Source organism: Ruminococcus sp. 1001136sp1 (assembly GCF_039841815.1).
GTDB lineage: Bacteria > Bacillota > Clostridia > Lachnospirales > Lachnospiraceae > Blautia_A > Blautia_A faecis.
Genome location: NZ_JBDPGY010000014.1, coordinates 23,890 through 49,104, shown reverse-complemented (window position 1 = coordinate 49,104; position 25,215 = coordinate 23,890). Strand labels below are relative to the sequence as shown.

The following is a 25,215-nucleotide window of genomic DNA, read 5'->3' as shown; positions in this document are numbered from 1 at the left end:
CATGAATTGTCAGACAGCAGAGAGTATGGTAAACCGATACATTGAGCATGATTTATCTGTAGATGAACTGGAGGATTTTCTGGAACATGTGGAGAATTGTCCGTCCTGTTACGACGAACTGGAAACTTATTTTATTGTTCATGCTGCCATGCAGCAGCTGGATGAGCAGAGCAGAGATTCCACATTGGATCTTCGGGAGCTTCTGGAAGAAGATATTCGTAAATCCAAGCATTATATACTGAAGATGAGATTCCGCCGCGCGCTGAGTGGAATGGGATTCTGCGCGTTGATTGCCGGACTGGGTGGATTTTTGATTTATATTATTATGCAGGTATTATAGGAAACACGGTACAGGAGGCTTATATGTGTGAGAAAATTTTACTGATAGATGGTCACAGTATTTTAAACAGGGCATTTTACGGACTTCCGGATCTGACTAATTCAGAAGGTCTGCATACAGGTGCTGTTTATGGCTTTTTAAATATCCTGTTTAAAGTGCTGGGAGAAGAGAAACCGGAATATCTGGCAGTGGCATTTGACAGAAGTGAGCCGACTTTTCGCCATGCGAAATATCCGGAATACAAAGGTAAACGTAAGCCCATGCCGCAAGAACTAAAGGAACAGATCCCGCTTTTGAGAGAGATGCTTGAAAAGATGGGAATCGCCACAGTTTCCCTTGCTGGTTTCGAAGCAGACGATATTCTTGGTACGCTGGCGAAAAAGGGTGAAGAAAAAGGCCTGGATGTAATCATTCTTTCCGGTGACCGTGATCTTTTACAGCTGGCGACTAAAAAAACTATGATCCGTCTGCCCAGGACTGCAAAAGGGCAGACTGTTATAGAAGACTATAAGGAAGACCAGGTGCAGGAACGTTATCTGGTTTCCCCTGCCCAGATCATAGAATTGAAGGCTCTTATGGGTGATCCTGCCGACAATATTCCTGGAATTCCAGGTGTCGGAGAGAAGACAGCTATCAGGCTGCTTGTAGAATATGGCTCTATAGAAAATGCTTTTTCCCATGTGGAAGAGATTTCACAAAAGCGGGCCAGAGAATCTTTGAGGGAAAATTACCAGATGGCCCAGCTGAGTAAGGAGCTTGCAACCATTTGTACAAACAGCCCAATAGAATTTGAACAGGAGAAATTCCAGTTAGGAAATGTTTTTACAAAGGAATCCTACGAGCTGTGCAGAAAACTGGATTTCCGAAATTTTCTGCTGAAATTTGATCCGGCTGAAGTGAATGAAAATACAATGGAACAGGATTTTTTCACCTGCAATGATCTGGAGGGCTGTGAGGCACTTTTTGAAAAAGCGGGACAGGCAGAAGCTGTGGGAATAGCGCTTCTCTGGGATAAAGAAGGCGTCTATGGAGCTGGTCTGGCATTAGGGGAAGATGAAATGTATTACGTTCCTGTGGAGGGAATGGTAACAGCAGCTTATTTAAGTGATAAAATCGGGAGGCTGGGGAAGCATACCACAGTTTGCTCCATGGACGTAAAAACCATGCTCAAGCGTGCTGATCTAACACCCGATGCAAACGTATTTGACTGTGGCATTGCAGCTTATCTTCTGAATCCTTTGAAAAGTACTTACACTTATGAAGAGCTTGCAAAAGATTATCTGGATGGGAAGCTTCTTCCGGGAAAAGAAGAGCTTCTGGGAAAAATATCCCTGAAAAAGGCCTGGGAGGAGGATATGCCGGAACTGGAACATCTGGCATGCTATATGGCGTATACCGCATTTGCCACCAGAGCCCCCCTGAAAGTGAAGCTTCAGGAAACAGGTATGTGGAAGGTATATACAGAGATTGAACTTCCTCTTGTATTTACGTTAGATTCCATGGAAAAATGGGGAATCGAAGTAAAAGGAGAAGAATTGAAAAATTATGGTGAAAAGCTGACTGTCCGCATTCATGAACTGGAAAAGCTGATCTGGCAGCAGGCAGGAGAAGAATTTAATATCAATTCTCCGAAACAGCTGGGTGTGATCCTTTTTGAAAAAATGGCGATTCCAGGAGGAAAGAAAACGAAGACCGGCTACTCTACATCCGCAGATATATTAGAGAAACTGGCATCAGAGAATCCAATCGTAAATGATATTTTGGAATATCGTCAGCTTACAAAGTTGAAATCCACTTATGCAGACGGCCTTGGAGCCGTGATCGAGAAGGATGGAAGGATCCATTCCACTTTTAACCAGACCATAACTGCCACTGGCAGAATCAGCAGTACAGAGCCAAACCTTCAGAATATTCCGGTCCGCATGGAACTTGGAAGACTGATCCGCAAAGTGTTTGTACCGGAAGCTGGATTTGTATTCCTGGATGCTGATTACTCACAGATTGAGCTGCGTGTTCTTGCTCACATGTCCGGGGATGAGAAGCTGATCAAGGCTTACAGGGAGGCGGAAGATATTCACCGACTGACAGCGTCTCAGGTCTTTCATATTCCGCTTGAGGAGGTCACTCCTCTGCAAAGACGAAATGCCAAGGCGGTGAATTTTGGTATTGTATATGGTATCAGCTCTTTTGGTCTTAGCCAGGATCTTAGCATTACAAGAAAAGAGGCTGCTGCTTATATCCAGAAATATTTTGAGACCTATCCAAGCATAAAGGGATTTCTGGATGGACTTGTGGAGCAGGGAAAAGAAAAAGGCTATGTTTCCACTATGTTTGGCAGAAAAAGGCCGGTTCCGGAACTGAAATCCAGCAATTTTATGCAGAGATCCTTTGGCGAGCGTGTTGCCATGAACTCGCCAATTCAGGGAACTGCTGCAGATATAATCAAAATTGCCATGAATCGTGTGTATAAACGTCTTTTGGATGAGAAACTGAGATCCAGACTGGTGCTTCAGGTCCACGATGAATTGCTGATCGAGACCTGGAAAGATGAAATCCCTCAAGTATCAAGAATTCTGGAAGAGGAAATGAAGGGTGCAGCTAATCTGGCAGTGGAGCTGGAAGTAGATATGCATCAGGGGAATAACTGGTACGAGGCAAAGTAGAAGCAGAACTATGTCTGGAATAAGATTTAGGAAGAAAATAGTTTGTACCTCATAATTACCAGGTGAAATCGAAGCAGTAAGGAATAGGAAAAATGAAGACAATTGGTATTACAGGAGGAGTTGGTGCCGGAAAAAGCACGGTGCTTGCTTATCTTGAGGAAAAATATAATGCTTTTGTTATACAGGCTGACGAAGTGGGACATATTGTGATGGCTCCGGGACAGGAATGTTATCAGCCAGTGATCGATCTGTTTGGGAAAGATGTGATAAAAAACGATAAAACTATTGACCGGAAGAGGGTTTCCGATGTAGTATTTGAGCAACCGGATTTTTTGAGCCGTCTAAATGGGATAATTCATCCGGCTGTAAAAAGATATATCCTGAAAAGCCTGGAGGAACAGAAGAAGGAGGGACGGAAGCTATGCGTTGTGGAAGCCGCACTTTTTCTGGAAGAACATTACCAGGAGTTTTGTGATGAAGTATGGTATATTCATACAGATGAGGAAATCCGCATTCAGCGCCTGATGAAAAACCGAGGCTATACCAGGGAGAAATCTCTTGGAATTATCGGAAATCAGGCCAGCGAAGATTATTTTCGAGCCCATACAGATTTCGTTGTAGAAAATAACGGAAATGTGGAAAAAACCTGGAAGCAGATAGATGAAGGAGTAAGAAGAAATGAGACTTTGTAGCATTGCCAGTGGAAGCAGCGGAAACTGTATTTATGTGGGATCAGAAGAGACCCATGTTCTTGTAGATACAGGAATAAGCGGCAAAAGGATCGAGCAGGGACTGAACCAGCTGGAGCTTACTGGCAGGGACATTGATGCGATTCTGGTCACGCATGAGCATTCTGATCATATCAGCGGTCTGGGGGTGATGGCACGCAGATACCACATTCCGGTTTATACTACAGGTGGAACTGCAGATGCGATCAGCAGAATGAAGAATATGAAGAATCTTCCGGAAGACACTTTTCATGAGATTGTGGAGGATCAGGATTTTCATATCAGGGATCTGACCATTCATCCTTTTTCCATTCCACATGACGCGGCACAGCCGGTAGGATACCGGGTTGAGTGTGAAGATAAGGCAGTTGGAATCGCCACAGATCTTGGGAAATATAACGATTACATAGTAGATAATTTACAAAATCTGGATGCTCTTTTGCTGGAGGCAAATCATGATATCCGTATGCTTCAGGTGGGAAGTTATCCCTATTATCTGAAACAGCGTATCTTAGGCGACAGGGGACATCTTTCCAATGAAAATGCAGGAAAGCTGCTTTGCAGGCTTTTGCATGATGACATGAAAGCTGTTTTTCTTGGACATTTAAGCAAAGAAAACAACTATGAGGCTCTTGCCTATGAGACCGTGTGCTCAGAGGTAACCCTTGGAGATAATCCATATAGATCAAAAGATTTTCAGATTCAGGTTGCGAAACGGGACAGTATTTCAGATGTGGTTGTATTGTAGAAGAGATAATTTACAGTAAAGAAACAAAACTATATTTGAAATACAGGTTCAGTTTTTATATACAGTTCAGGGAAAACTTAAAGCTGTATTTTCCCTGGGACAGTCAAAATGGGCAGCAGACCCAAATACAGGAGGAGTATCATGAAAAAAACAATTATCACAGTAGTAGGAAATGACACCGTTGGTATTATTGCAAAGGTATGTACTTATCTTGCCCAGAATCAGGTTAACATTCTGGATATCTCCCAGACGATTGTACAGGGATATTTTAACATGATGATGGTCGCAGATACCAGCGCTTCAGACAAGGAAATTGCAACTCTTTCCAAAGAACTGGCTGCTCTCGGGGATGAGATCGGCGTAGTGATCCATTGCCAGCATGAGGATATTTTCAACGTAATGCATCGAATTTGAAATGAAAGTCCCTTCCATCGGACTTCCATTTAACAAAAATGTCGCCTGTAGGTGATATATCCATAGAAAGGAATACGAATGCTATGATTAATATATTTGAGGTAAATGAGACCAACAAAATGATCGAGCAGGAGAATCTGGATGTACGTACCATTACTCTTGGAATCAGCCTGCTGGATTGTATTGACAGCGATCTTGAGAAATTAAACGAAAAAATTTATAACAAAATTACCACATATGCCAAAGATCTGGTGGCAACTGGTGAGAAAATATCAGCACAGTACGGAATTCCGATTGTAAACAAACGAATTTCTGTTACACCAATCGGTCTGGTTGGGGGTGCTGCATGTAAAACTACAGATGATTTTGTAACAATAGCCAGGACCCTGGACAAAGCAGCAAAGCAGGTGGGGGTGAACTTTATCGGTGGATATACAGCTCTTGTAAGTAAGGGAATGACACCGGCAGAGGAGCTTCTGATCCGTTCTATTCCGCAGGCACTTGCCAGTACGGAGCGGGTATGCAGTTCTGTGAATGTTGGTTCCACAAAGACTGGAATTAATATGGATGCCGTGAAGCTTATGGGAGAGATTATTCTGGAAACAGCTCAGGCAACCAAAGAACAGGATTCCCTTGGCTGTGCCAAGCTGGTAGTATTCTGCAATGCACCGGATGACAACCCCTTTATGGCAGGTGCTTTCCACGGTGTTACAGAAGCTGACAGTATTATTAATGTTGGCGTCAGCGGTCCAGGTGTTGTAAAAACCGCTCTGGAGAAAGTAAGAGGAGAGGATTTCGAAACTCTCTGCGAGATGATCAAACGAACTGCATTTAAGGTAACACGTGTAGGTCAGCTGGTTGCCCGGGAGGCTTCCAAGATGCTTGGCGTTCCATTTGGAATTGTGGATCTTTCCCTTGCGCCTACTCCTGCAATCGGTGACAGTGTGGCTGAGATCCTGGAAGAAATCGGTCTTGAAAGAGCCGGCGCACCTGGAACTACAGCAGCTCTTGCCTTGTTAAATGACCAGGTAAAAAAAGGTGGTGTAATGGCTTCCACAGCAGTTGGAGGCTTGAGTGGTGCATTTATTCCGGTCAGCGAGGATCAGGGAATGATCGATGCGGTAACAGCAGGTGCCCTTACCATTGAGAAATTAGAGGCTATGACCTGCGTATGCTCTGTGGGACTTGATATGATCGCAGTACCAGGTGATACGAAGGCATCCACCATTTCCGGCATTATTGCAGATGAAGCAGCAATTGGAATGGTGAACCAGAAAACAACAGCAGTCCGTCTGATCCCTGTTATCGGAAAAGGAGTAGGAGAGACAGTAGAATTCGGTGGTCTTCTTGGCTATGCACCAATCATGCCGGTAAACAAATTCTCCTGTGATGCGTTTGTGGCAAGAGGCGGAAGAATTCCGGCTCCGATCCATAGCTTTAAAAATTAAGGTTACTGGATGAATTTGCACTTGACATTCTTACATCACTGTGCTAAAGTATAAACCAGTTAAACCGATGAGAAAGAGTAGTAAATCAGATGTGACATTTAGTCATTATGAATAGATTGAATAATGACTTACCAGAGAGCGGAGGATGGTGTGATCTTCGTATGAAGCGGCTGATGGAATGGACTTTCGAGGGCGGTCCGAAATTATATTTCAGGAGAGTAGGCGCCGACGGGAACCGAACCCGTTACCAATCAGGAGTGTATGTTTGTACATGAGAAAGTGGACGATTTGTCAATTTGAGTGGCACCGCGATAATAAGATTTTATTACCGTCTCAAAGAGCAACAGGGAATGTTGTTTTTTGAAGACGGTTTTTTGATATCCATTTTACCACTCATTCTTTCTCGCAGACAAGATGCAGAAGATCGGCTTAGTTATCTTCTGGAGCCTGTTTGAAAATCATTTCCGTAAAGTGTGACACATATTATGCGGAAAGCCTTTTTAAACACGCTCCCGCCAATTTTAAGAGAGAGAGGAAAAACACTATGAAAAAAAGAATGATCGCAATCGCAGCAGCAACAATGGCAACTATGATGATGGCAACACCTGTTCTTGCAGAGGACTACAAGATCGGTATCTGCAATTATGTAGATGACGCATCTCTGAACCAGATCGTAGACAATCTGGAAAGTCGCCTGAAAGAAATCGGCGATGAGAAGGGTGTAAACTTCGATATTTCCTATGACAACTGTAATGCAGATGCCAATGTTATGGAGCAGATTATTTCTGATTTCCAGGCAGACGGTGTAGATCTTATGGTTGGCGTTGCAACACCGGTAGCTATGCGTATGCAGGCAAGCACAGAAGGAACCGACACGCCGGTTGTATTCTCCGCAGTATCGGATCCGGTTGGTGCAGGTCTTGTAGAATCCCTGGAGGCACCTGGCGCAAACCTTACCGGAACAAGCGATTATCTGGATACCGCTTCCATTATGAAACTGATCGAAGCTGTTAATCCGGATACCAAGAAGATCGGACTTTTATATGATATCGGACAGGATTCCTCTACAGCAGCCATCGAGGCAGCAAAAGCTTACATGGATGAGAACGGAATCGAATATGTTGAGCGTACCGGAACCACTACAGATGAAGTTCAGCTTGCAGCAGATGCACTGGTTGCAGATGGTGTTGACGCAGTGTTTACCCCAACTGATAATACCATTATGACAGCAGAGCTTTCCATTTATGAGAAATTTATTGATGCAGGAATTCCGCATTACACAGGAGCTGATTCCTTTGCGTTAAATGGCGCTTTCGCAGGGTATGGTGTTGATTACGCAAATCTTGGAGCAAAAACAGCAGATATGGTTGCAGATATTCTTCTGAATGGTGCTGATCCGGCAACCACTCCTGTAGAAACCTTTGATAATGGTACTGCTACTGTAAACACAGAAACATGCGAAGCACTCGGTCTTGATTTTGAAACTGTCAAAGCTGCTATGGAGCCGCTCTGCACACAGGTAAATGAGATCGTGACAGCAGAGAGCTTTGACGAACTGGAAGCAAATTAACGATTAACCGGAGGAAATGATTGTGACACTGGCTACTGCACTCTCCTTAGGAGAAACTGCCCTGAAACTTGGACTGATCTGTTCCCTGACTGTCCTTGCATTGTTTTTAAGTTATTCCATGCTGAATGTCTGCGACCTTTCTACAGACGGCTGCTTTACATTAGGAGCCGCTGTAGGAGCCGCCGTGGCGGTCAGCGGACATCCTTTTTTATCAATAATAGCAGCAATGCTTGCCGGAATCTGTTCTGGTTTTGTAACCGGATTTTTGCAGACAAAAATGGGAGTAGACAGTCTGCTTGCGGGAATTATTGTGAATACAGGATTGTATTCGATTAACATAGCAGTGATGGGAGGTTCTTCCCTGATCAACATGAACCGTACAGATACGGTGTTTTCCATGATGAAGGATGTTCTGGCAGATACCCCTCTGAAGGGAAGAACAGATATAATTGTTGCGCTGATCGCAGTAGCAGTAGTGGTTGCTTTTCTGGTGGTATTTTTAAAGACACGACTTGGCCTTGCAATCCGTGCTACAGGAAATAATGCAGATATGGTGAAGTCGTCGTCTATCAACCCGGTATTTACAACGATTATCGGACTTTGTATTGCAAACTCTTTTACAGCACTGTCAGGATGCCTTCTTTCCCAGTCCCAGAAATCTGTGGACATTAACATCGGTCAGGGAATGGTTACCATTGCGCTTGCATCCCTTCTGATCGGAGGAACAATTCTTGGAAAAGGCGGAATTTTTGTAAGAGCTGTGGGAATGGTATTGGGTTCTTTTGTTTTCCGACTGGTTTATACGGTGGCTTTAAGATTTAATATGCCAGCGTTTATGCTGAAACTGGTATCTTCTGTGATTGTTATTCTGGCAATTTCCGGCCCTTATCTGAAACGACAGTGGCCGCAGCTGAAAAGAAGAATGACGCACAAGAAGGGAGGAATCTGATCCATGTTAAAGCTTTCACATATTTCCAAAACCTTTAATCTGGGAACAGTAAATGAAAAAGTGGCAATCAGAGATCTGTCTCTGCATCTTGAAAAAGGCGATTTTGCAACAATTATCGGTTCCAACGGAGCTGGTAAATCTACTATGTTTAATGCCATCTGTGGAGATTTTCTCACAGATTCCGGATCTGTTGTTCTGGATGGAGAGGATATTACATTTCTGCCACAGCATGCCAGAGCAAAAAATATTGGAAGACTGTATCAGGATCCGATGCGGGGAACTGCTCCTGGAATGACGATTCTGGAGAACCTTGCGCTTGCTGCAGGTCAGGGAGGCTGGCTTTCCCGTATTTCCAAAAGTGATAAACAGCGTTTTCGTGAACAGCTTGCACTTCTGGATATTGGCCTTGAAGACCGCATGAACCATCCGGTTGGACTTCTTTCAGGAGGTCAGAGACAGGCACTTACTCTTTTGATGGCAACTATGAATCCACCGAAGCTGCTTCTTCTGGATGAGCATACAGCAGCTCTTGATCCGGGAACAGCCGAGAAGGTGCTGAACCTGACCAGCAGGATTGTGGAAGAACATCATCTGACCTGTCTGATGATCACCCACAATATGCAGTCTGCACTGGAACTTGGAAATCGTATTCTGATGATGGATTCCGGTGATATTGTTCTGGATATCAAGGAAGAGGAGAAAAAAGGTCTTACTGTGGAAGGGCTGCTTGACAAGTTTAAAGTTGGAGCAGGAAAGAAGCTGGATAATGACCGCATTCTTCTTTCTAATGAGTAAGACAAAATGGACAAAAGTGAGCCCTGGCTATTGTACGGAATTGCAGTAGCCGGGGCTCTTTATGCAGTTGAGAATATTATACAATAATAATCTGTTGTCTGTACTCATGAACATAAGAAACACTGTTTTTTTGTGCCAGAATGCTTTCGTAAAGATTGGATGCGAAAGTTGTTTCATTTAGTAAATCCATAGCTTGCGGTGCGTTTTTAAGCACTGCGGCAGCATCCGGCAGTCTGGTAAGCAGAGGAATGCTGCCACATTTTTTTATTTTGCCCAGAAGCGCAGAACTGTTTTTTCGAAATCCCAGAACCCGGGCGTAGGGAATCTGCGCTGGCACACTCTGAATATGAAGAAGCATGTGAAGCAGTGCTCTCTGGATCCTGGTTCGTGTGATCTCCTTGGTTTTCAGAAGGTTGGCAAACTGGGAAAAGGTTTCATACTGACCCCGGCAGGAGAGGATCCTTCTGGCAAGAGCGTGGGACATGTCCAGGTATGTGCACAGGCTTTCTTCTGTTTCCTGAAGAAGACAGTAACGGTAAAGCGTGTCCAGATCGTTTTCCAGAAGATAATGATTTCCGGAAATTGCCTGTAAAAATAGTTCCAGGGAATTTGCTGGTAAAAATTTTTTTGCCATATCAGCAAGAAACGCAAAATTCTGTGTTGAGGTTTCTGATGATTCAGATAAAAAGCAGTGGGAATGCTCGGTATCGGACGAGTCCCCGATGGGTGGAGCATTGAAATCCAAAATAGCATTTCGAATAGCAGAAGCAGAAGGAAAGTGATTTTCAGACAGAGTATTTTCGTGATAATCATTTCCTTCCCGTTTAATGGAAACCGGTGAAATAGAGCTGTTTTCCCGTAGAATAGCTTTACAGTATTCAATTCCCAGAATATTATTGGGGGAAGAGAGCAATTGCTGGTATTTTTCTAATTCGGGAAAAACTGCACAGAGAGCCATGCTTCTGGCCTTTGGAAAAGTCATTCCGTCTTTCAGATTCCGGCGAAGGGCGGTCTGAAAATCTTCCGGCTCCTCTGCCAGGATTTTGGCCAGCTCCATAAGCGCATCCGTATCACCGCATTCACTTCCGAAACAAAGTATATCTGTAACCCCAAGTCCATCCAGAAGCTGTACGCCTCCTCTGGCAAATAACTCTGCACTGGCAGAAGAAATGGAAACCGGCAGCTCCAGAACCAGGTCTGCGCCGCTCCGAAGAGCCATTTCTGCACGTACATATTTTGAAAAAAGAGCAGGGGTCCCTCTTTGTACGAAATCACCACTCATGGCGATAACTACATAGTCTATCCTTAGTTTTTCTTTTATATAGTTTATCTGATATTCATGTCCTGTATGGAATGGATTATATTCTGCAATAATTCCGGCTGTTTTCATAAAATTGCACCTCAAAAAATACGTTGTTCTTCCATATTCTAACATTGAAAAGCTTGAAATACAAGGCGGGGTGGCGTATAATGAGGTTAAGTTACTGAATGGGAAATGGATACTTATGCCAGTTCCCAGAGGATTACTGTAACAAATGAAAGGAGCCATTTAATCATGGGATTTATTGATGTAATCAAAGAAAGAGCAAAATCCAGCATTAAGACAATCGTACTGCCAGAGACAGAGGACATGAGAACTCTTGAAGCAGCAGACAAGATTTTAAAAGAAGGAATTGCTAAGCTTGTACTTGTAGGTAATGAGGAGGCAGTTAAGAAGAGCGCAGCTGAAGGCGGCTTCGACATTTCCGGTGCACAGATCGTAGATCCTGCAACATCTGAGAAAACTCAGGGATATATTGACAAATTAGTAGAGTTAAGACAGAAGAAAGGTATGACACCAGAGCAGGCTAAGGAGATTCTTCTGAACCAGTATCTGTATTATGGTGTTATGATGGTTAAGATGGGCGACGCAGACGGAATGGTTTCCGGAGCCTGCCACTCCACAGCTGATACTTTAAGACCATGCCTTCAGATCCTGAAGACAAAACCAGGTACCAAACTTGTCTCCGCATTCTTCCTGATCATTGTTCCAGATTGCGAGTATGGCGCTAACGGCGCCTTTGTATTTGGTGATTCCGGTCTGAACCAGAACCCGAATCCAGAAGAGCTTGCAGCAATCGCAGCTTCTTCTGCTGAATCTTTCAAGCTTCTTGTACAGGAAGAGCCTGTAGTAGCTATGCTTTCCCATTCTACAAAGGGAAGTGCGAAACATGCAGATGTTGATAAAGTTGTTGAGGCTACCAAGATTGCGAAAGAGCAGAATCCGGACCTTGCACTTGACGGAGAGTTCCAGCTGGATGCGGCTATCGTTCCAAGCGTAGGTGCTTCTAAAGCTCCGGGAAGCCCGGTTGCAGGTAAGGCTAACGTTCTTATCTTCCCAGACCTTGATGCAGGAAATATCGGATACAAGCTGGCTCAGCGTCTTGCAAAAGCAGAAGCTTACGGACCTATCACCCAGGGTATCGCAAAACCTGTAAATGACCTGTCCCGTGGATGCTCCGCTGACGATATCGTTGGTGTTGTAGCTATCACATCCGTACAGTGCCAGGCTCAGGACTAATTTCAGATTAGTTTCCAAAGGCTGAATCGTATTGTGATTAAGGGCACATGTCCTTGAAGAGATGCCAAGAATAAAATGTCCGGCATCGGGTAATACATAATCATGTAAACAGGAGAGTAAAAAAATGAATGTATTGGTAATTAACTGCGGTAGTTCTTCTTTAAAATACCAGCTGATCGATTCTGACACAGAGGCAGTTCTTGCAAAGGGACTTTGCGAGAGAATCGGAATTGACGGAAGACTGGTATATCAGAAAGCCGGAAACGACAAAGAGATCACAGAAGCTTCCATGCCGACTCATAAAGAAGCAATCCAGATGGTTCTGGAAGCTCTTACCAATGAGAAAACAGGTGCGATCAAGAGTCTTGCAGAGGTTAATGCAATTGGTCATCGTATCGTACATGGCGGCGAGAAATTTGCTTCTTCTGCAATTATTACAGATGAGATGATCAAAGCAGTAGAAGAGTGCAATGACCTTGCACCACTTCACAATCCGGCTAACCTGATCGGTATCCGTGTATGCTCCGAGCTTATGCCAAATGTACCTCAGGTAGGTGTATTTGATACTGCTTTCCATCAGACAATGCCTGCAAAAGCTTATCTGTACGGACTTCCAATTGAATACTACAAGAACTACAAGGTAAGAAGATACGGTTTCCACGGAACTTCCCACAGCTTTGTATCCAAACGTGCTGTTGAGTTCCTTGGTCTTGACAAAGACAACTCTAAAGTTATCGTTTGCCACCTTGGAAACGGTTCCTCCATCAGCGCTGTTCAGAATGGCAAATGTGTAGATACCACAATGGGTCTTACTCCTCTTGAAGGCGTTGTAATGGGTACACGTTCCGGAAGCATTGATCCGGCTATCGTTGAGTACATTGCAAAGAAAGAGAATCTGGATCTTGCAGGTGTTATGAATGTTCTCAATAAGAAATCCGGTCTTCAGGGTATGTCCGGTGTTTCCAGTGATATGCGTGACCTTAGAGCTGCAGCCGCTGAGGGCAACGAGGATGCTAAGAATGCAATCGAAGTTCTCTGCTATGGCATTGCGAAATATGTAGGTGGATATGTAGCTGCTATGAACGGTGTTGATGCAATCGTGTTTACAGCTGGTATCGGCGAGAATGTTGGCATGATTCGTGAGAAAGTCTGCTCTTATCTTGGATTCCTTGGTGTTACAATTGATGCTAAGGCTAATGAGGCTATGGGCGAGGAAGTTGTTATTTCCGGTGCTGACTCCAAGGTAAAGGTTGCAGTTATTCCGACTAACGAGGAGCTTGCAATCTGCCGTGATACGGTAGCACTTGTAAAATAATTAGCTGCAGTGTGATCAGCAGTACATGGGCAAAGTCAGTTGCTGAGAGGCAGGCTGCTTTGCGGTAATACTGCATTACTTTGTAAAAATGCATAAATCCTGCCAGAGAATCATACGCTCTGGCAGGATTTTATATGCAACAGGAAATTGATTTTATATTCCACCTGAAATTTCGTCAGCTTTTGTAATTTTTTTGAAAATTTATTGTATATAAGGGAAAATTCAAGTTGACAAATAATGACAGGGTATGTATAATTGATTAAGTGTGAATAGGGAGACGATTATGCAGATACATTTATCAGACATTTCATCCAGCGAGGGTAAGAGCCAGCACTACAGTGTTGCTTTTGAGATGGATACCATCACCTTCCAGCAGGGAACCTTTCCAGTACTGGCGAAGGAACCTGTAGAGCTTACGATTACGAATACCGGAGACAGAGTTCTGGAACTGGAGGGAAGCGGTCTTATGACTGTTGGAATTCCATGTGACAGATGTCTGGAAGAGGTTAGGACCAGGATTCCTTTTGAATTCAAGAGGAAACTTGACATGAAGCTTACGGATGAAGAACGTGTGAATGATCTGGATGAGAGCAGCTATCTCACCGGCTATGACCTGGATGTGGACCGTTTGGTCTATCTTGAGGTACTGATGAGCTGGCCTTTGAAAGTCTTATGTAAAGAAGACTGCAAAGGGATTTGCAGCAGATGCGGGAAGAATCTGAATGATGGTCCCTGCGGATGTGCCGAGGAGCCTAAGGATCCCCGTATGGCAGCTATCAGTGATATATTCAGTAAATTTAAGGAGGTGTAACCGAAATGTCCATCTGCCCAAAGAATAAATCTTCCAAAGCAAGACGCGATAAGAGAAGAGCAAACTGGAAAATGAGCGCTCCGAACCTTGTAAAATGCAGCAAATGCGGCGCACTTATGATGCCACACAGAGTTTGCAAGGCTTGCGGAAGCTATAACAAAAAAGAGATCGTTAAAGTTGAAGACTAATAGCGAATCTTTAAAGAACACCTGAGTTGATTGGGTGTTCTTTTTTTATGCAGCAAGCAGGATTCTTTCCTGTTGTTTTTTCTATATAATTCATTTATAATATTCATAGAAAATACATTACCTGGAGGAACTACAATGTCTGAATTAAGTGATAAGATCAGATCAGAATTTAAAAAGGCAGATGATGAGCGCGATGCTCTTATGAATACCCCGGAAGATATCGAACGTTGGGATAATATTGTATATGGACATGATGACAGGGAAATGCAGAGGCTGGATGTATACAGACCGAAGCAGGCACAGGGAGAAGACCTTCCGGTCATTATCAGCGTTCATGGAGGAGCCTGGATGTATGGAGACAAAGAAAGGTACCAGTACTATTGTATGAGTCTTGCACAGCGAGGATTTGCAGTTGTAAACTTTACATATCGTCTGGCTCCTGAGAGCAAATTTCCAGCACAGTTAGAAGATGTAAATCTGGTATGCAAGTGGGTGATGAAGCGTGCAGGAAGATTTCATTTTGATACAGAACGTATTTTTGCGGTAGGAGATTCTGCAGGAGCTCATCTTCTGGGACTTTATGCAGCAATCTGCACGAATCCGGCATATGCTGCCAAATATGATTTTGCTGTACCAGAGGGGTTTGCCCTTACTGCAATTGCTTTAAATTGCGGTGTGTACAGGATCCAAAGGGAAGGGTCAGACAATATGACGACACTGATCATGAAGGAACTTCTTCCGGAAGGTGGTACAGAGGAAGAACTGGAGAGCATTGATGTGCTGAACGGCATTACAGATGTTTATCCTCCTGTATTTTGCATGACTTCCGTGGCAGATCATCAGAAAGCACAGGCACCTGCATTAGTCCAGAAACTGATGGAGAATAATGTGCCCTTTGTATATCGTGTGTTTGGAGATAAGGTTAATAAACTTGGTCACGTGTTCCACTGCGATGTAAAAACAATTGATGCTGCCCAGTGCAATGATGCAGAATGTGATTTTTTCAGGGAGTTTTGTTTCTGATAGTAGGACATTCATGTAAAACATATTACGGTACAATGCAAAGTTAGAGCCTGTTTCAAACACGCTCTTGTTGTTGTGATAAAGTAAACAGTAACACCCATTTTTCACGGAAACCTGCGGTTCGCCACAGGTTTCTTGTATTATACGATAAAATCTTATATGCTTGGGACAAGGGAGAAAATCAATGAAAAAAAGGTTAAAAGGTCTGATAAGTGTTTTTTTCTTTTTGCTTTGCATATTTGCCTGGAAAAGCGGGCAGGAAGTAAGGGCAGCAGAAAATATAATAAGGGATTTTTCCAGAATTTTCTACATACCTGCTGGAGCAGTTTTGAAAGGCGGAAGCCTGCAGAAACTGCAGGAAATTTATAATAGCATGAGCTGCATTGCATATACAGAAGATGGGGAAGAGCTTTATCTGGATGCAATCTGGGACTATTCCGGAATTGATATTCAGACTGTGGGAGCCTATAAGATTACAGGGACAGTGAGACTTCCGGAAGGATATACAAGCAATGTCGGTCTTCCGGAATGGACAGCATGGATTTCTGTACAGAATCCGGGACAGCCGGAGATTCAGGTGTATTCCCGAATGATTTCAGCAGGTATTTACTATTTTCCATGGATCACAGAGCAGAATCCAGATATAATGGAAATATGGCTTCAAAAAGAAGGAGAGGACTGGGTAAATGTAAGCGAGGAAGGATATGGATTTGCGGATACCGATGGGATGTATCTTTCCTGCCAGAGTATGATAGCTGAAAATATATATACACTGACAGTTATTTATAATGAAGGGAAAACCAGAAATCTTAAATACCGCTATCAGTCAGATGGAAGCCTGGAGATACTCAGTTATCAGCCTGGAACGATTGGTGGGACAGTACCAAAAGATACTGTTATCCGTTCTTGTGAGGATATAGACGAAAAAAGCCTGCAGCGCTGTATGGTATATGCGGTGCGGGCGGGGCAGAGTCTGGCAGAAGTACGGACCGAGCTGGAGGAGACTTTTTATATTCTTGGGAGCACCTGTGAAGAATATGAGGATACTGCGGCCCATCCGGCTGTTATCATGCCTTCGGTATGGGATTTCAGTCAGGTTGATGTGAATGCTCCTGGCGTTTATAAAGTGACGGGAACTTTTGCAGCTCCAGAAGGCTGCACGGTGGATCAGGAGCTTACTGTTCCGGGGGCGTCTGCTTATATTACCGTTCAGCGCCCGGATCAGCCGGAAGTACAGACGTGCTGTGTGGTTGGCGTGGATACTCTGTTTTTTCCTATGATATTAGACCGTTTTACAGATGAACAGCTGGACAATCTGCAGGTATATCTGCAGGAAAATAAGGGAGATAAAGAAATAAGCAAAAGTAATTTCTATTTTGACAGAAAGGGTCTGTATCTGAAAAAAAGTGTTCTTAAAGCTGGCTGGGAATATGGAATTTACGTAACCTATCCAGGTGGAAGTACCGGGGTATATACTTTTGTGTATGGTGAGGAGCTGATTTCTAATGAGCACTGGTACAAGCGCAATTATGCAGACAGGGATGGCAAAGAGCTTCCGGATATTGACAATGAAACGGAGCGGGTAACGGATACTTCCGCCATCCTTGTAGGAAACAGGCTGCTGGATCTTATGAAGAATGGTGTAAAGCTGATTCCTTTTGAAGGAGACGGAGTGCTGGTAAGGGTTCCTGTGGAAGTGGTAAAAGACTGGAATATAAAAGCGGAGGATCAGATTGAGACAGACATTTCCTGGGTGGGAAGTGATGTTTCTGTAAAAATTTCCAAAAATGGAGAAGCTGTTACAGATATTCCAGGAGCTACCGTGGAGATTCCGTATGCGAACCGTGACTCTCAGACTATGCTGACAGACGAAGAAGGTAACTCCTATACAGGTTCGGTAAATGATGCACAGAACGCTGCGGTGATTCCCATTGATAAAACCGGAGATTATACAGTGGAAGAGCAACCACAAAATCAGACGGAGAATGATGGAAATATAGAAGAGGATGATCCGGAAGGGGACAGTCTGGAAAATGCGGCGGACTCAGGGGAAGAAAAGCTGTCAGAACAGGTTGAGGAACTTCTTTCGGAAAATGTCAAAAACCAGAAAGCGAATTCAGATGAGAATCTTAACAGTCAACATAAAAAAACGGCTTCAATTGTTATAATAATTGTAATTTTGTTAATATTGTTATGGAATATACCAATGAGACGCGGCAAAAAGCTCCGAAAGGGGGAACGGGGTGAAGGAGAACAAAGCAAATAAAAAAGGAAGGAAGCTGCTGTGGGGAATTGTAATCATAACCATGATTCTATCCTTTATGTTTTTTACGTGTTGTATTGTTCAAATAACAAATATATGACAAGAGAGGAAAAAGCCATACACGGACTTTTGTATGCAGATGGCTCCTATGAGAGCTTTCCTGTCTATTATTTGTCCAGAGAATGGGAATATTATCCGGATGCACTTCTTACGCCGGAGGATGATCTGGATAAATATTATTTTCGTTATATTTCTATTGGGGAATATGGTGGAATGGAACTTGGAAACAGTGGGAGAAGTCCGTATGGAAGTGGTACATACCGGTTAAAAATCATGCTTCCCGCTGAGCAGCATACATATGGTTTGTATCTGCCGGAAATTTTTTCAGCATATAATTTGTATGTGGATGGTGTTCTGGTCGGACAGATGGGAAATCCGGACCCGGATCATTATGTGGAACGGACTCAGAACAGAATGTTTACCTTCAAGACCAATACTTCATTAGAAATTCTGATTGCAGTGACAGATAAAAGCTCTGCTTCGCCGGGAATCCAGAGTGTACCTGTTTTTGGAAATCCTTTAAAAATAAACACCATAAGGGGAATTTCGGTGTTTATCAATTCCTCTGTATTTACCTTGATCATTCTGGTTCTGGCGTTTTCCGTATGGGCATTTTTTAAAACCAGAAGCAGGGCAAATGTACTTTTTGCAGGAGTATGCCTTTGTGTGCTCGGATATACCTGCTATCCCCTTCTGCATACATATCTGGCACTAAGAGTACAGCCCTGGTTCTCTGTTGAAATGCTGTTCTATTTTCTTGCTTTTCCGGCAATGCTTTTGCTGGAATATGAGATCACAGGGCAAAAGTATAAGTGGATGGTATGGGGGGTTCTTGCTACAGCTGTGGCAGGTCTTGGGGTTACGCTTGCCGGGATTTTTGCAGGGGGAATGGAGACCGCAGCTCTTTCTTATGGTATTTCAGCGGCAACAGAGGTGCTGAAATGGTTTACCGCTGTATGCCTTGTTTTAACTGCGTTTTTCTATACGGAAGGGATGCAGGGCATTTCTCTTCTTGCAGGAACCGTAATTTACGCAGTATCTCTGGCAGCAGACCGCATATGGTCTTTGTATGATCCGATTATTGGCGGCTGGTTTCCGGAATGGGGCGGCATCATTTTGACAGGTATATTTGGAATGTTTCTCTGGAGAGAACTGACAGAAGGCTATCGGATGCGGCTGATCTATGAAGAACAGTCCAGACAGATGGAATTGCGTCTGCTTATGCAAAAGGAGCATTATCAGAAGTTAACTGATGCACTGGAAGAGGCAAGCCGTACAAGACATGACTTCAGACAGTATATCCGTACTGCTTCCATTCTGCTGGAACAGGAACATTATGAAGAACTGAAAGCGTATTTTCATCAGTTCGCACAGGAGAGCACCGAAAAAATGCAGACACCAGTATGCTATTGCAAGAACATGTCTGTGGATGCAATCTTACATTACTATGCGTCACAGCTGGAGCAAAAAGGTATAAAGTACAGATATTCAGTAGAGGTTCCAGAGAAAATGAAAATTTCTGATCTGGATATCTGCAGGATTTTTGGTAATCTGATGGAAAATGCAGTGAGAGCAGTGCAAAAAGAAGAGAACGCGGATGAGGCTTATGTAAATTGCATCTGCAAAGTAAAAATGGGAAAACTTCTGATCAATATTGAAAACACCTATGCAGGAGAAGTGCAGAGAAATGGGGCAGCTTTTTATTCCACAAGTCACAGCGGGCAGGGAATTGGAATTGCTTCTGTTTCCAAAACAGCAGAGAAATATGGTGGATATGCCGACTTTTCTGCCAGAAACGGTGTATTCCGGGCGAATGTGTTTATTCCACTGGAAGATATGGATTTACGGCTTTCGGACAAAGCCGGCTGACAGGCTGAGAAATTTTGCCGGGTCTTTCTTCCACATATAAAAGTCTGCGCAACCAGTTGTGCAGACTTTTGTATTACGAGAAAAGATAATTCAGATATTCCTTCTTGATTGCGTTAGCTCCCCGTTTACGGATCTGGACGGTTTCCTGGTTGTCCAGAAGAAAGCCCTCCTCCAGTGTTTTGTAAATGCGGTCCATATTCACAAGACAGCCGCGGTAGCAGGAGAGAAAACAGGGGAGATCGTGAATCAGTTCCTCGAATTTCTGGAAAGTCAGGTATGTGCGCAGAACTCCTGCGTCTGTGTGAAGCTGGACAGCATTGTGAAAGGTGTCTGCATATAAAATGGTTTTTACAGGAACATGCAGAAGGGTACGATCGCAGATCACCTCTATATATCGTGTATCCTGTACACGCTTGATCTGAATGGAGTCCAATACCTTTATGAGCTTGTTTGTATCAAGAGGCTTCAGAAGATAATAAGCTGCCTGCACGTCGTAACTGGCAACCGCAAAAGCATCGCTGCTGGTAACAAAAATAAGAGCGCAGGAGTCGCCTTTTTCCCGAAGCTGGGCGGCCAGGTCCATACCATTGGCCTGCTTTATGTAGATATCAAGAAAAATCAGGTCATAACTGCCGGGAGAATAGCTGTTCCAGAAGTCTTCAGGTGAAGAGAAGGTATGTAATTGGATAGATATCTGTCTTTGGTCATAATGTTCCCGGGTAGCTTCTACAAGTGCATCAAGATCCTGCTGCACATCATCAATTATTGCAATGTTCAATGCTGAAATCCTCCAAAAGAATGAAAACCTGCAGTAAATCAAAATGTTGCTGTGAACAGTAACATCAAAATATCACTGAAAGTGTCATTTCATCCCATGTATATTGTTTTTTCAAAATAAATCGGATATAGTAACCTCAAGGTGATGAGGCGTTAGAAAGTATTATAAACTTTTTAGATCCTCTATATAATATCACAAAATATGATAAAAGTGAGGTAGAAAAATGAAAAACTGGAAAAAAGTTATGGCTATGTTATGTACCGCAGCAATGGTAACCGGATCTTCTGCTCCTGTATGGGCTGAGGCAGATGCAGCAGAAGATACTGAGGCTGCAGATGATGAGATTACAGAATTAACAATGGACATGCTTGATGAAGCTGCATATGAAGGAACATGGTTATCTTTTGAGCCAGGCTTCGATCTCTATGTACCAAGTAACTGGGATGTTCTGGAAATTTCAGATGAAGATGCTGCAGACGGTGTTATGTTCCAGGCACAGGATCCGGATTCTGAAGAAGGCGTGAACATGGTAGTGACCGCTACAGATGTTGGAACAGAGTATGATCTGTATTCCATGGCTGATGAGCTGGCTACAGAGTATGAAGATGTTGAGAAGGTTTGCATTAACGGACTCTATGCGGTTTCCTTCGAGACTGAAAGTACATACGGAATCGCTTTCCTGGAGGATGCTGAGGGAATGATGTACAATGTTCAGATCGGACCGAAATCTGATGACATTCAGCCTATCGCTGAGACACTTTTCGTTTCTCTGATCAAGACAGAAGACAATGTGGAAAATGCAGAGGCTGAGACCGATGCGGCAGCTGACGAAGAAGCAGCAAACTAATTGCTATAAATGCAATCAGCAGTAATAACTAATTTAAATGCGAAACGTAAATGTCAGCTGGAAATAAATTCTGAAGCTGGCGCTTAAGAAAACAAAACAGAAGCTATGCAGTATATGGAAAAAGACTGCAAGGCTTCTGTTTTTTTGTTTTGTCAGATAAATATGCGTTTAACAGTTAACTGTGTAAAGATTTCTTCAGCTTCGTATTCCATTTCTGTACAATCAACGGATTCATTTTAATCTTTTTACGATCGTAAGTGATCAGTCCGTTGGTTTCTTCTTCAATATCAGAAAGCTGCGTGAAAACAGTTGCAGAGTATCCATTTTTTACAGAAGGTACGATAGTGTTTTCCATCAACCTGGAGAAGCTGTCGGTAAGCGCCTCGCTGGTGGTAAATTTCTTATATCCGTAAATGTTTCTACAGGCACTGTGCTCTGGCAGGCGAAGAGAGTAACCTCCAAATTCAGATAAAGCAAGTACACGGTCTGATTCTGGTACTGGAAGTCCAAGAAAATAATAATGGAGACTGTTAATATCACCACAGCCCTGATCAAACCATCCACTGGCAGAATCTACCAGGCGGGAAGGATCCAGACGGTGAATAAAATCTGTGACTTTTTTGGTGGAAAATTGTCCCCATCCTTCGTTGAAAGGTACCCATGTGACAATGGAAGGATGATTATACAGTGTCCTGACCATATCCCGGATATCGTCAATGTATTCCTGACGGCCGAATTCATCTGTGCGGGAGAGCAGGCGGGCGTGGAGGTCTTTTACTGGAATGCGCATCCAGTTTAATAATGTGGCCAGATAGGTGACAAACCAGTGATGGTAGGAAGAACCGCCGTTAGGCATATCCTGCCATACCAGCATTCCCATGCGGTCACAGTGGAAATACCAGCGGTCTGCTTCGATTTTGCCATGCTTGCGGAGCATGTTAAAGCCAAGATCTTTCATTGCACGAATATCGTAGATGAAAGCTTCGTCGGAAGGTGCTGTATAAAGCCCGTCTGGCCAGTAGCCCTGATCCAGCACGCCGCTCTGAAAATATGGCTGATCGTTCAGGAAAAAGCGTGGATAGCCATCGTCAGCTATCTGTACGTCACATTTGCGGAGTGCGAAATATCCAAGAACCCGGTCTTTGCCATATTCCAGGGAATAGGGGTAAAGCCACGGCTCTTTGGGAGTCCAGGACTTCTGCATATTTTCCGGGATGGAGAGGGTGGCTCCTTTTCCGGGACGGATTGCGGCGGCAGTTATTTCATCCTGGCATAATGTATCGTTAAGTCCGTCTGCTTCGAGAAAAACAGGTGGGTAAACCTTACAGATCACATTGGATGAATTCTGCCTGTCAGGTGAAAAAGCCAAAACAGTTCCCTGAGAATCTGTCTGATCCGCTGCCGTGTGACTTATATGGGCAGGAGATGCATTTTCAGTCAAGGATGGGGAGGATACGCGGATGCGCATCCGGACCAGACCATTGTCCCAATCCGGGGTAACACGCACATCTCTTATGTATTCGTTCGGTACGATCTCCATCCATACAGTCTGCCATATCCCGCTCTGGGCAGTATAGAACATACCGCCGCGTTTCAGCTGCTGTTTGCCTCTGGCATGATAGGAGGTGTCACTGAAGTCGTGGACACTTATGAGGATAGAGACTGTGAGATCTTCTGTGATAAAGTCTGTAATATCTGTGGTAAATGGAAGGTAGCCGCCCTTGTGATAGCTGACGAACTTTCCGTTAATGTACACGCTGCAGATCTGATCTACAGCTCCAAAATGCAGAAGAAGCCGCTGACTTTCTGTATCCAGGCAGTTCTCTGGCAACTGGATGGTACGGGAATACCATAAGGTTTCATCTGGCAAAAGCTGGCGCTTTACCTGGGAAAGAGGCGCTTCAGGTGAAAAGGGCACCAAAATCTGTCCGTCAAAGGGGAAATATTCGCTTTTATAAAATTGCCATGGAAGAATGCGGCTGTCAGTGATCAGGTAGTCCCACATGCCGTTCAGATTGATCCAGTGACGGCGTACCATATCCGGACGAGGATATTCTTTCAGAGTCTGTTCCCGGGCAGCCGCTTTGCTCCAAATGGTTTCCAGATTTTTCAAATATATGTCCTCCTTAAATTTACGAAAAGTATGAAAAAATAATTATAATGATATGTTTTATTATACACGAAATATGGACGTTTGCAATTGGATTTGTGAAAACCTGTTCCGCAACATTACTGTTCACTGGTAATGTTCCGCGAGGTGTTTTTGCGAACAAAGTTCACAGAAAAACGAGAATCTGAGCGTGAAATCTTGCGGATGCATGAGTTTTGTGTAACGCGAAACGTGTTGCTATGAATGGAGCGAAGAGAAACACGCTTGCAGGGGGGAGTGGACAGCATATCGCAACTTACGATTGAAAAAGCAGGTGCGGTATGTTACGATAAAAAGGATTGATGGAGGGGAAAAAGATGAATAATTCACAAAACAAAAATCTGCTGACAGAGGGGTCTATCTGGAAGAAACTGATGGGATTTGCGTTCCCGCTTTTTCTGGGAAACCTGTTCCAGCAGCTGTACAATACAGCAGATTCTCTGATCGTGGGAAACTTTCTGGGAAGTGATGCACTGGCTGCGGTAAGTTCATCCGGCAGTCTTACATTTCTGCTGGTAGGATTTTTTCAGGGTCTTGCTATGGGAGCAGGCGTTATCATAGCGAGATATTTTGGCGCAAGGCAGAAGAAGGAGCTTCACAGGGCGATTCATACCACGGTGGCTTTTGGTATTCTGTGCGGTATACTTCTTACAGCTGGCGGTGTTGTGCTTGCACCGAAGATTCTGATCCTTATGAAAACACCAGCAGATATTTTGCCGAAATCCACCCTGTATTTCCAGGTATATGCCATGGGATCCCTGGGGCTGGTTCTTTATAACAATTTTGTAGGCATTATGCAGGCAGTGGGAGACAGCCGTCATCCATTGTATTACTTGATTTTTTCATCACTTTTGAATGTAGCTCTGGATATGGTTTTTGTAGGCGGACTTGGAATGGGTGTGGAGGGCGCAGCTCTTGCCACTATCATTTCCCAGTTTATGAGTGCATTTTTGTGCCTGTACCGTCTGATGAAAAAAAGCCCGGAGGAGTATACGGTTTCCCTTAGGGATGTTCGCCTGGACTCCTATATGCTGAAACAGATCGTATCCAACGGTCTTCCTGCTGGCATCCAGAATTCCGTGATCGCTATTGCAAACGTGGTAGTGCAGTCTAATATCAACAGCTTCGGCAAGCTGGCTGTTGCTGGATGCGGGGCATATTCCAAGGTTGAGGGATTTGGTTTTCTGCCTATTACCTGTTTTTCTATGGGGCTGACCACATTTATCAGTCAGAATCTGGGCGCAAAGAAATATGACAGGGCAAAAAAAGGAGCCCGTATTGGTATCCTCTGCAGTATTTCGATGGCAGAGATCGTGGGAATTATTGTGTATTTTGCAAGCCCGGTATTTATTGCCGCTTTTAACAATGATCCGAAAGTGATTGCTTTTGGAGTGAAAGAAGCACATATCATTACTCTGTTCTATTTTCTGCTTGCCTTTTCCCATTGCATTGCAGGACTTATGCGTGGAGCGGGAAGAGCTACGGTGCCCATGTTCGTTATGCTGGGCTGCTGGTGCGTGATCCGTGTGACTTATATAACCATCGCTGTGAAGCTGCATCCGGTGATCCAGACTGTATTCTGGGCTTATCCACTGACCTGGTCATTAAGCTCCATTCTGTTTTTGGTTTTTTATCTGAAATCAGACTGGATCCATGGTTTTGAGAAAAAAAGAAACTGACAGAGGCGGAAAATACTG

General features: G+C 43.8%; 21 protein-coding genes. 18 read left to right on the top strand and 3 right to left on the bottom strand.

Translation table 11 applies throughout. From position 1 onward, the window contains the following. Position 1 precedes the first annotated feature (1 nt). The 9 genes from ABHC48_RS13440 to ABHC48_RS13400 all read left to right on the top strand — a co-directional run bounded on the left by ABHC48_RS13440 (position 2) and on the right by ABHC48_RS13400 (position 9,655). Positions 2 to 340, top strand: a complete 339-nt coding sequence (locus ABHC48_RS13440) for a zf-HC2 domain-containing protein (protein ID WP_173735330.1) — start codon at positions 2 to 4, stop codon at positions 338 to 340. Between the two features lie 23 nt (positions 341 to 363). Beyond that, on the top strand, positions 364 to 3,003 hold the full coding sequence (gene polA / locus ABHC48_RS13435) for a DNA polymerase I (RefSeq protein ID WP_195699744.1): 2,640 nt from the start codon (positions 364 to 366) through the stop codon (positions 3,001 to 3,003). A gap of 92 nt (positions 3,004 to 3,095) precedes the next feature. Beyond that, on the top strand, positions 3,096 to 3,695 hold the full coding sequence (coaE, locus tag ABHC48_RS13430) for a dephospho-CoA kinase (RefSeq protein ID WP_118580027.1): 600 nt from the start codon (positions 3,096 to 3,098) through the stop codon (positions 3,693 to 3,695). Continuing rightward, entirely contained in the window at positions 3,682 to 4,479 is a 798-nt protein-coding gene (locus ABHC48_RS13425; protein WP_118580030.1) for an MBL fold metallo-hydrolase, read from the top strand. The genes coaE and ABHC48_RS13425 overlap by 14 nt, the downstream gene beginning before the upstream one ends. Positions 4,480 to 4,620: 141 nt before the next feature. Beyond that, the gene (locus ABHC48_RS13420) at positions 4,621 to 4,893 is read left to right on the top strand and encodes an ACT domain-containing protein (protein WP_021925040.1); all 273 of its coding nucleotides are present in this window, start codon (positions 4,621 to 4,623) and stop codon (positions 4,891 to 4,893) included. A gap of 83 nt (positions 4,894 to 4,976) precedes the next feature. After that, the gene (locus tag ABHC48_RS13415; protein WP_195699745.1) at positions 4,977 to 6,341 is read left to right on the top strand and encodes a PFL family protein; all 1,365 of its coding nucleotides are present in this window, start codon (positions 4,977 to 4,979) and stop codon (positions 6,339 to 6,341) included. Positions 6,342 to 6,885: 544 nt separating this feature from the next. Next, a complete protein-coding gene (locus ABHC48_RS13410; protein ID WP_173718134.1) occupies positions 6,886 to 7,911 on the top strand; it encodes an ABC transporter substrate-binding protein in 1,026 nt (341 codons plus the stop codon). 16 nt (positions 7,912 to 7,927) lie between these two features. After that, positions 7,928 to 8,860: an ABC transporter permease gene (locus tag ABHC48_RS13405; protein WP_195699746.1), complete on the top strand. Its 933-nt coding sequence runs from the start codon at positions 7,928 to 7,930 to the stop codon at positions 8,858 to 8,860. A gap of 3 nt (positions 8,861 to 8,863) precedes the next feature. Further along, complete coding sequence (locus tag ABHC48_RS13400) at positions 8,864 to 9,655, top strand: ATP-binding cassette domain-containing protein (RefSeq protein WP_195699747.1); 792 nt, start codon at positions 8,864 to 8,866, stop codon at positions 9,653 to 9,655. Positions 9,656 to 9,731: 76 nt separating this feature from the next. On the opposite strand, the gene ABHC48_RS13395 is transcribed toward ABHC48_RS13400, so the two are convergent. Beyond that, positions 9,732 to 11,045, bottom strand: a complete 1,314-nt coding sequence (locus ABHC48_RS13395) for a nucleotidyltransferase family protein (RefSeq protein ID WP_195699748.1) — start codon at positions 11,043 to 11,045, stop codon at positions 9,732 to 9,734. A 165-nt stretch (positions 11,046 to 11,210) separates the two neighbouring features. Between ABHC48_RS13395 and pta the strand changes: the two genes are divergently transcribed. The 7 genes from pta to ABHC48_RS13360 all read left to right on the top strand — a co-directional run bounded on the left by pta (position 11,211) and on the right by ABHC48_RS13360 (position 19,744). Then, positions 11,211 to 12,215 (top strand): phosphate acetyltransferase, encoded by a 1,005-nt coding sequence (gene pta / locus ABHC48_RS13390; protein ID WP_117853900.1) that lies wholly within the window; start codon positions 11,211 to 11,213, stop codon positions 12,213 to 12,215. Positions 12,216 to 12,339: 124 nt separating this feature from the next. Further along, positions 12,340 to 13,530 (top strand): acetate kinase, encoded by a 1,191-nt coding sequence (locus ABHC48_RS13385; RefSeq protein ID WP_118580050.1) that lies wholly within the window; start codon positions 12,340 to 12,342, stop codon positions 13,528 to 13,530. Positions 13,531 to 13,813: 283 nt separating this feature from the next. Next, entirely contained in the window at positions 13,814 to 14,341 is a 528-nt protein-coding gene (locus ABHC48_RS13380; protein WP_195699749.1) for a DUF177 domain-containing protein, read from the top strand. Positions 14,342 to 14,346: 5 nt separating this feature from the next. Beyond that, positions 14,347 to 14,529 (top strand): 50S ribosomal protein L32, encoded by a 183-nt coding sequence (gene rpmF / locus ABHC48_RS13375; protein ID WP_077610953.1) that lies wholly within the window; start codon positions 14,347 to 14,349, stop codon positions 14,527 to 14,529. A gap of 135 nt (positions 14,530 to 14,664) precedes the next feature. Beyond that, the gene (locus ABHC48_RS13370; RefSeq protein WP_195699750.1) at positions 14,665 to 15,552 is read left to right on the top strand and encodes an alpha/beta hydrolase; all 888 of its coding nucleotides are present in this window, start codon (positions 14,665 to 14,667) and stop codon (positions 15,550 to 15,552) included. A 184-nt stretch (positions 15,553 to 15,736) separates the two neighbouring features. After that, positions 15,737 to 17,818: a hypothetical protein gene (locus ABHC48_RS13365; RefSeq protein ID WP_195699751.1), complete on the top strand. Its 2,082-nt coding sequence runs from the start codon at positions 15,737 to 15,739 to the stop codon at positions 17,816 to 17,818. 18 nt (positions 17,819 to 17,836) lie between these two features. Further along, positions 17,837 to 19,744 carry a GHKL domain-containing protein gene (locus ABHC48_RS13360; RefSeq protein WP_347505681.1) on the top strand — a complete coding sequence of 636 codons (1,908 nt, stop codon included), beginning with the start codon at positions 17,837 to 17,839 and terminating at the stop codon, positions 19,742 to 19,744. A gap of 73 nt (positions 19,745 to 19,817) precedes the next feature. Here the strand turns inward: ABHC48_RS13360 and ABHC48_RS13355 are convergent, their stop codons facing one another. After that, the gene (locus tag ABHC48_RS13355; RefSeq protein WP_195699753.1) at positions 19,818 to 20,522 is read right to left on the bottom strand and encodes a LytTR family DNA-binding domain-containing protein; all 705 of its coding nucleotides are present in this window, start codon (positions 20,520 to 20,522) and stop codon (positions 19,818 to 19,820) included. A gap of 223 nt (positions 20,523 to 20,745) precedes the next feature. Here ABHC48_RS13355 and ABHC48_RS13350 point away from each other — a divergent pair, with 223 nt between their 5' ends. Next, complete coding sequence (locus tag ABHC48_RS13350; protein WP_195699754.1) at positions 20,746 to 21,369, top strand: hypothetical protein; 624 nt, start codon at positions 20,746 to 20,748, stop codon at positions 21,367 to 21,369. A 175-nt stretch (positions 21,370 to 21,544) separates the two neighbouring features. On the opposite strand, the gene ABHC48_RS13345 is transcribed toward ABHC48_RS13350, so the two are convergent. Continuing rightward, the gene (locus ABHC48_RS13345; RefSeq protein ID WP_243284532.1) at positions 21,545 to 23,482 is read right to left on the bottom strand and encodes a sugar-binding domain-containing protein; all 1,938 of its coding nucleotides are present in this window, start codon (positions 23,480 to 23,482) and stop codon (positions 21,545 to 21,547) included. Between the two features lie 353 nt (positions 23,483 to 23,835). Between ABHC48_RS13345 and ABHC48_RS13340 the strand changes: the two genes are divergently transcribed. Further along, a complete protein-coding gene (locus ABHC48_RS13340) occupies positions 23,836 to 25,197 on the top strand; it encodes an MATE family efflux transporter (protein WP_195699755.1) in 1,362 nt (453 codons plus the stop codon). The last annotated feature ends 18 nt before the right edge of the window (positions 25,198 to 25,215 follow it).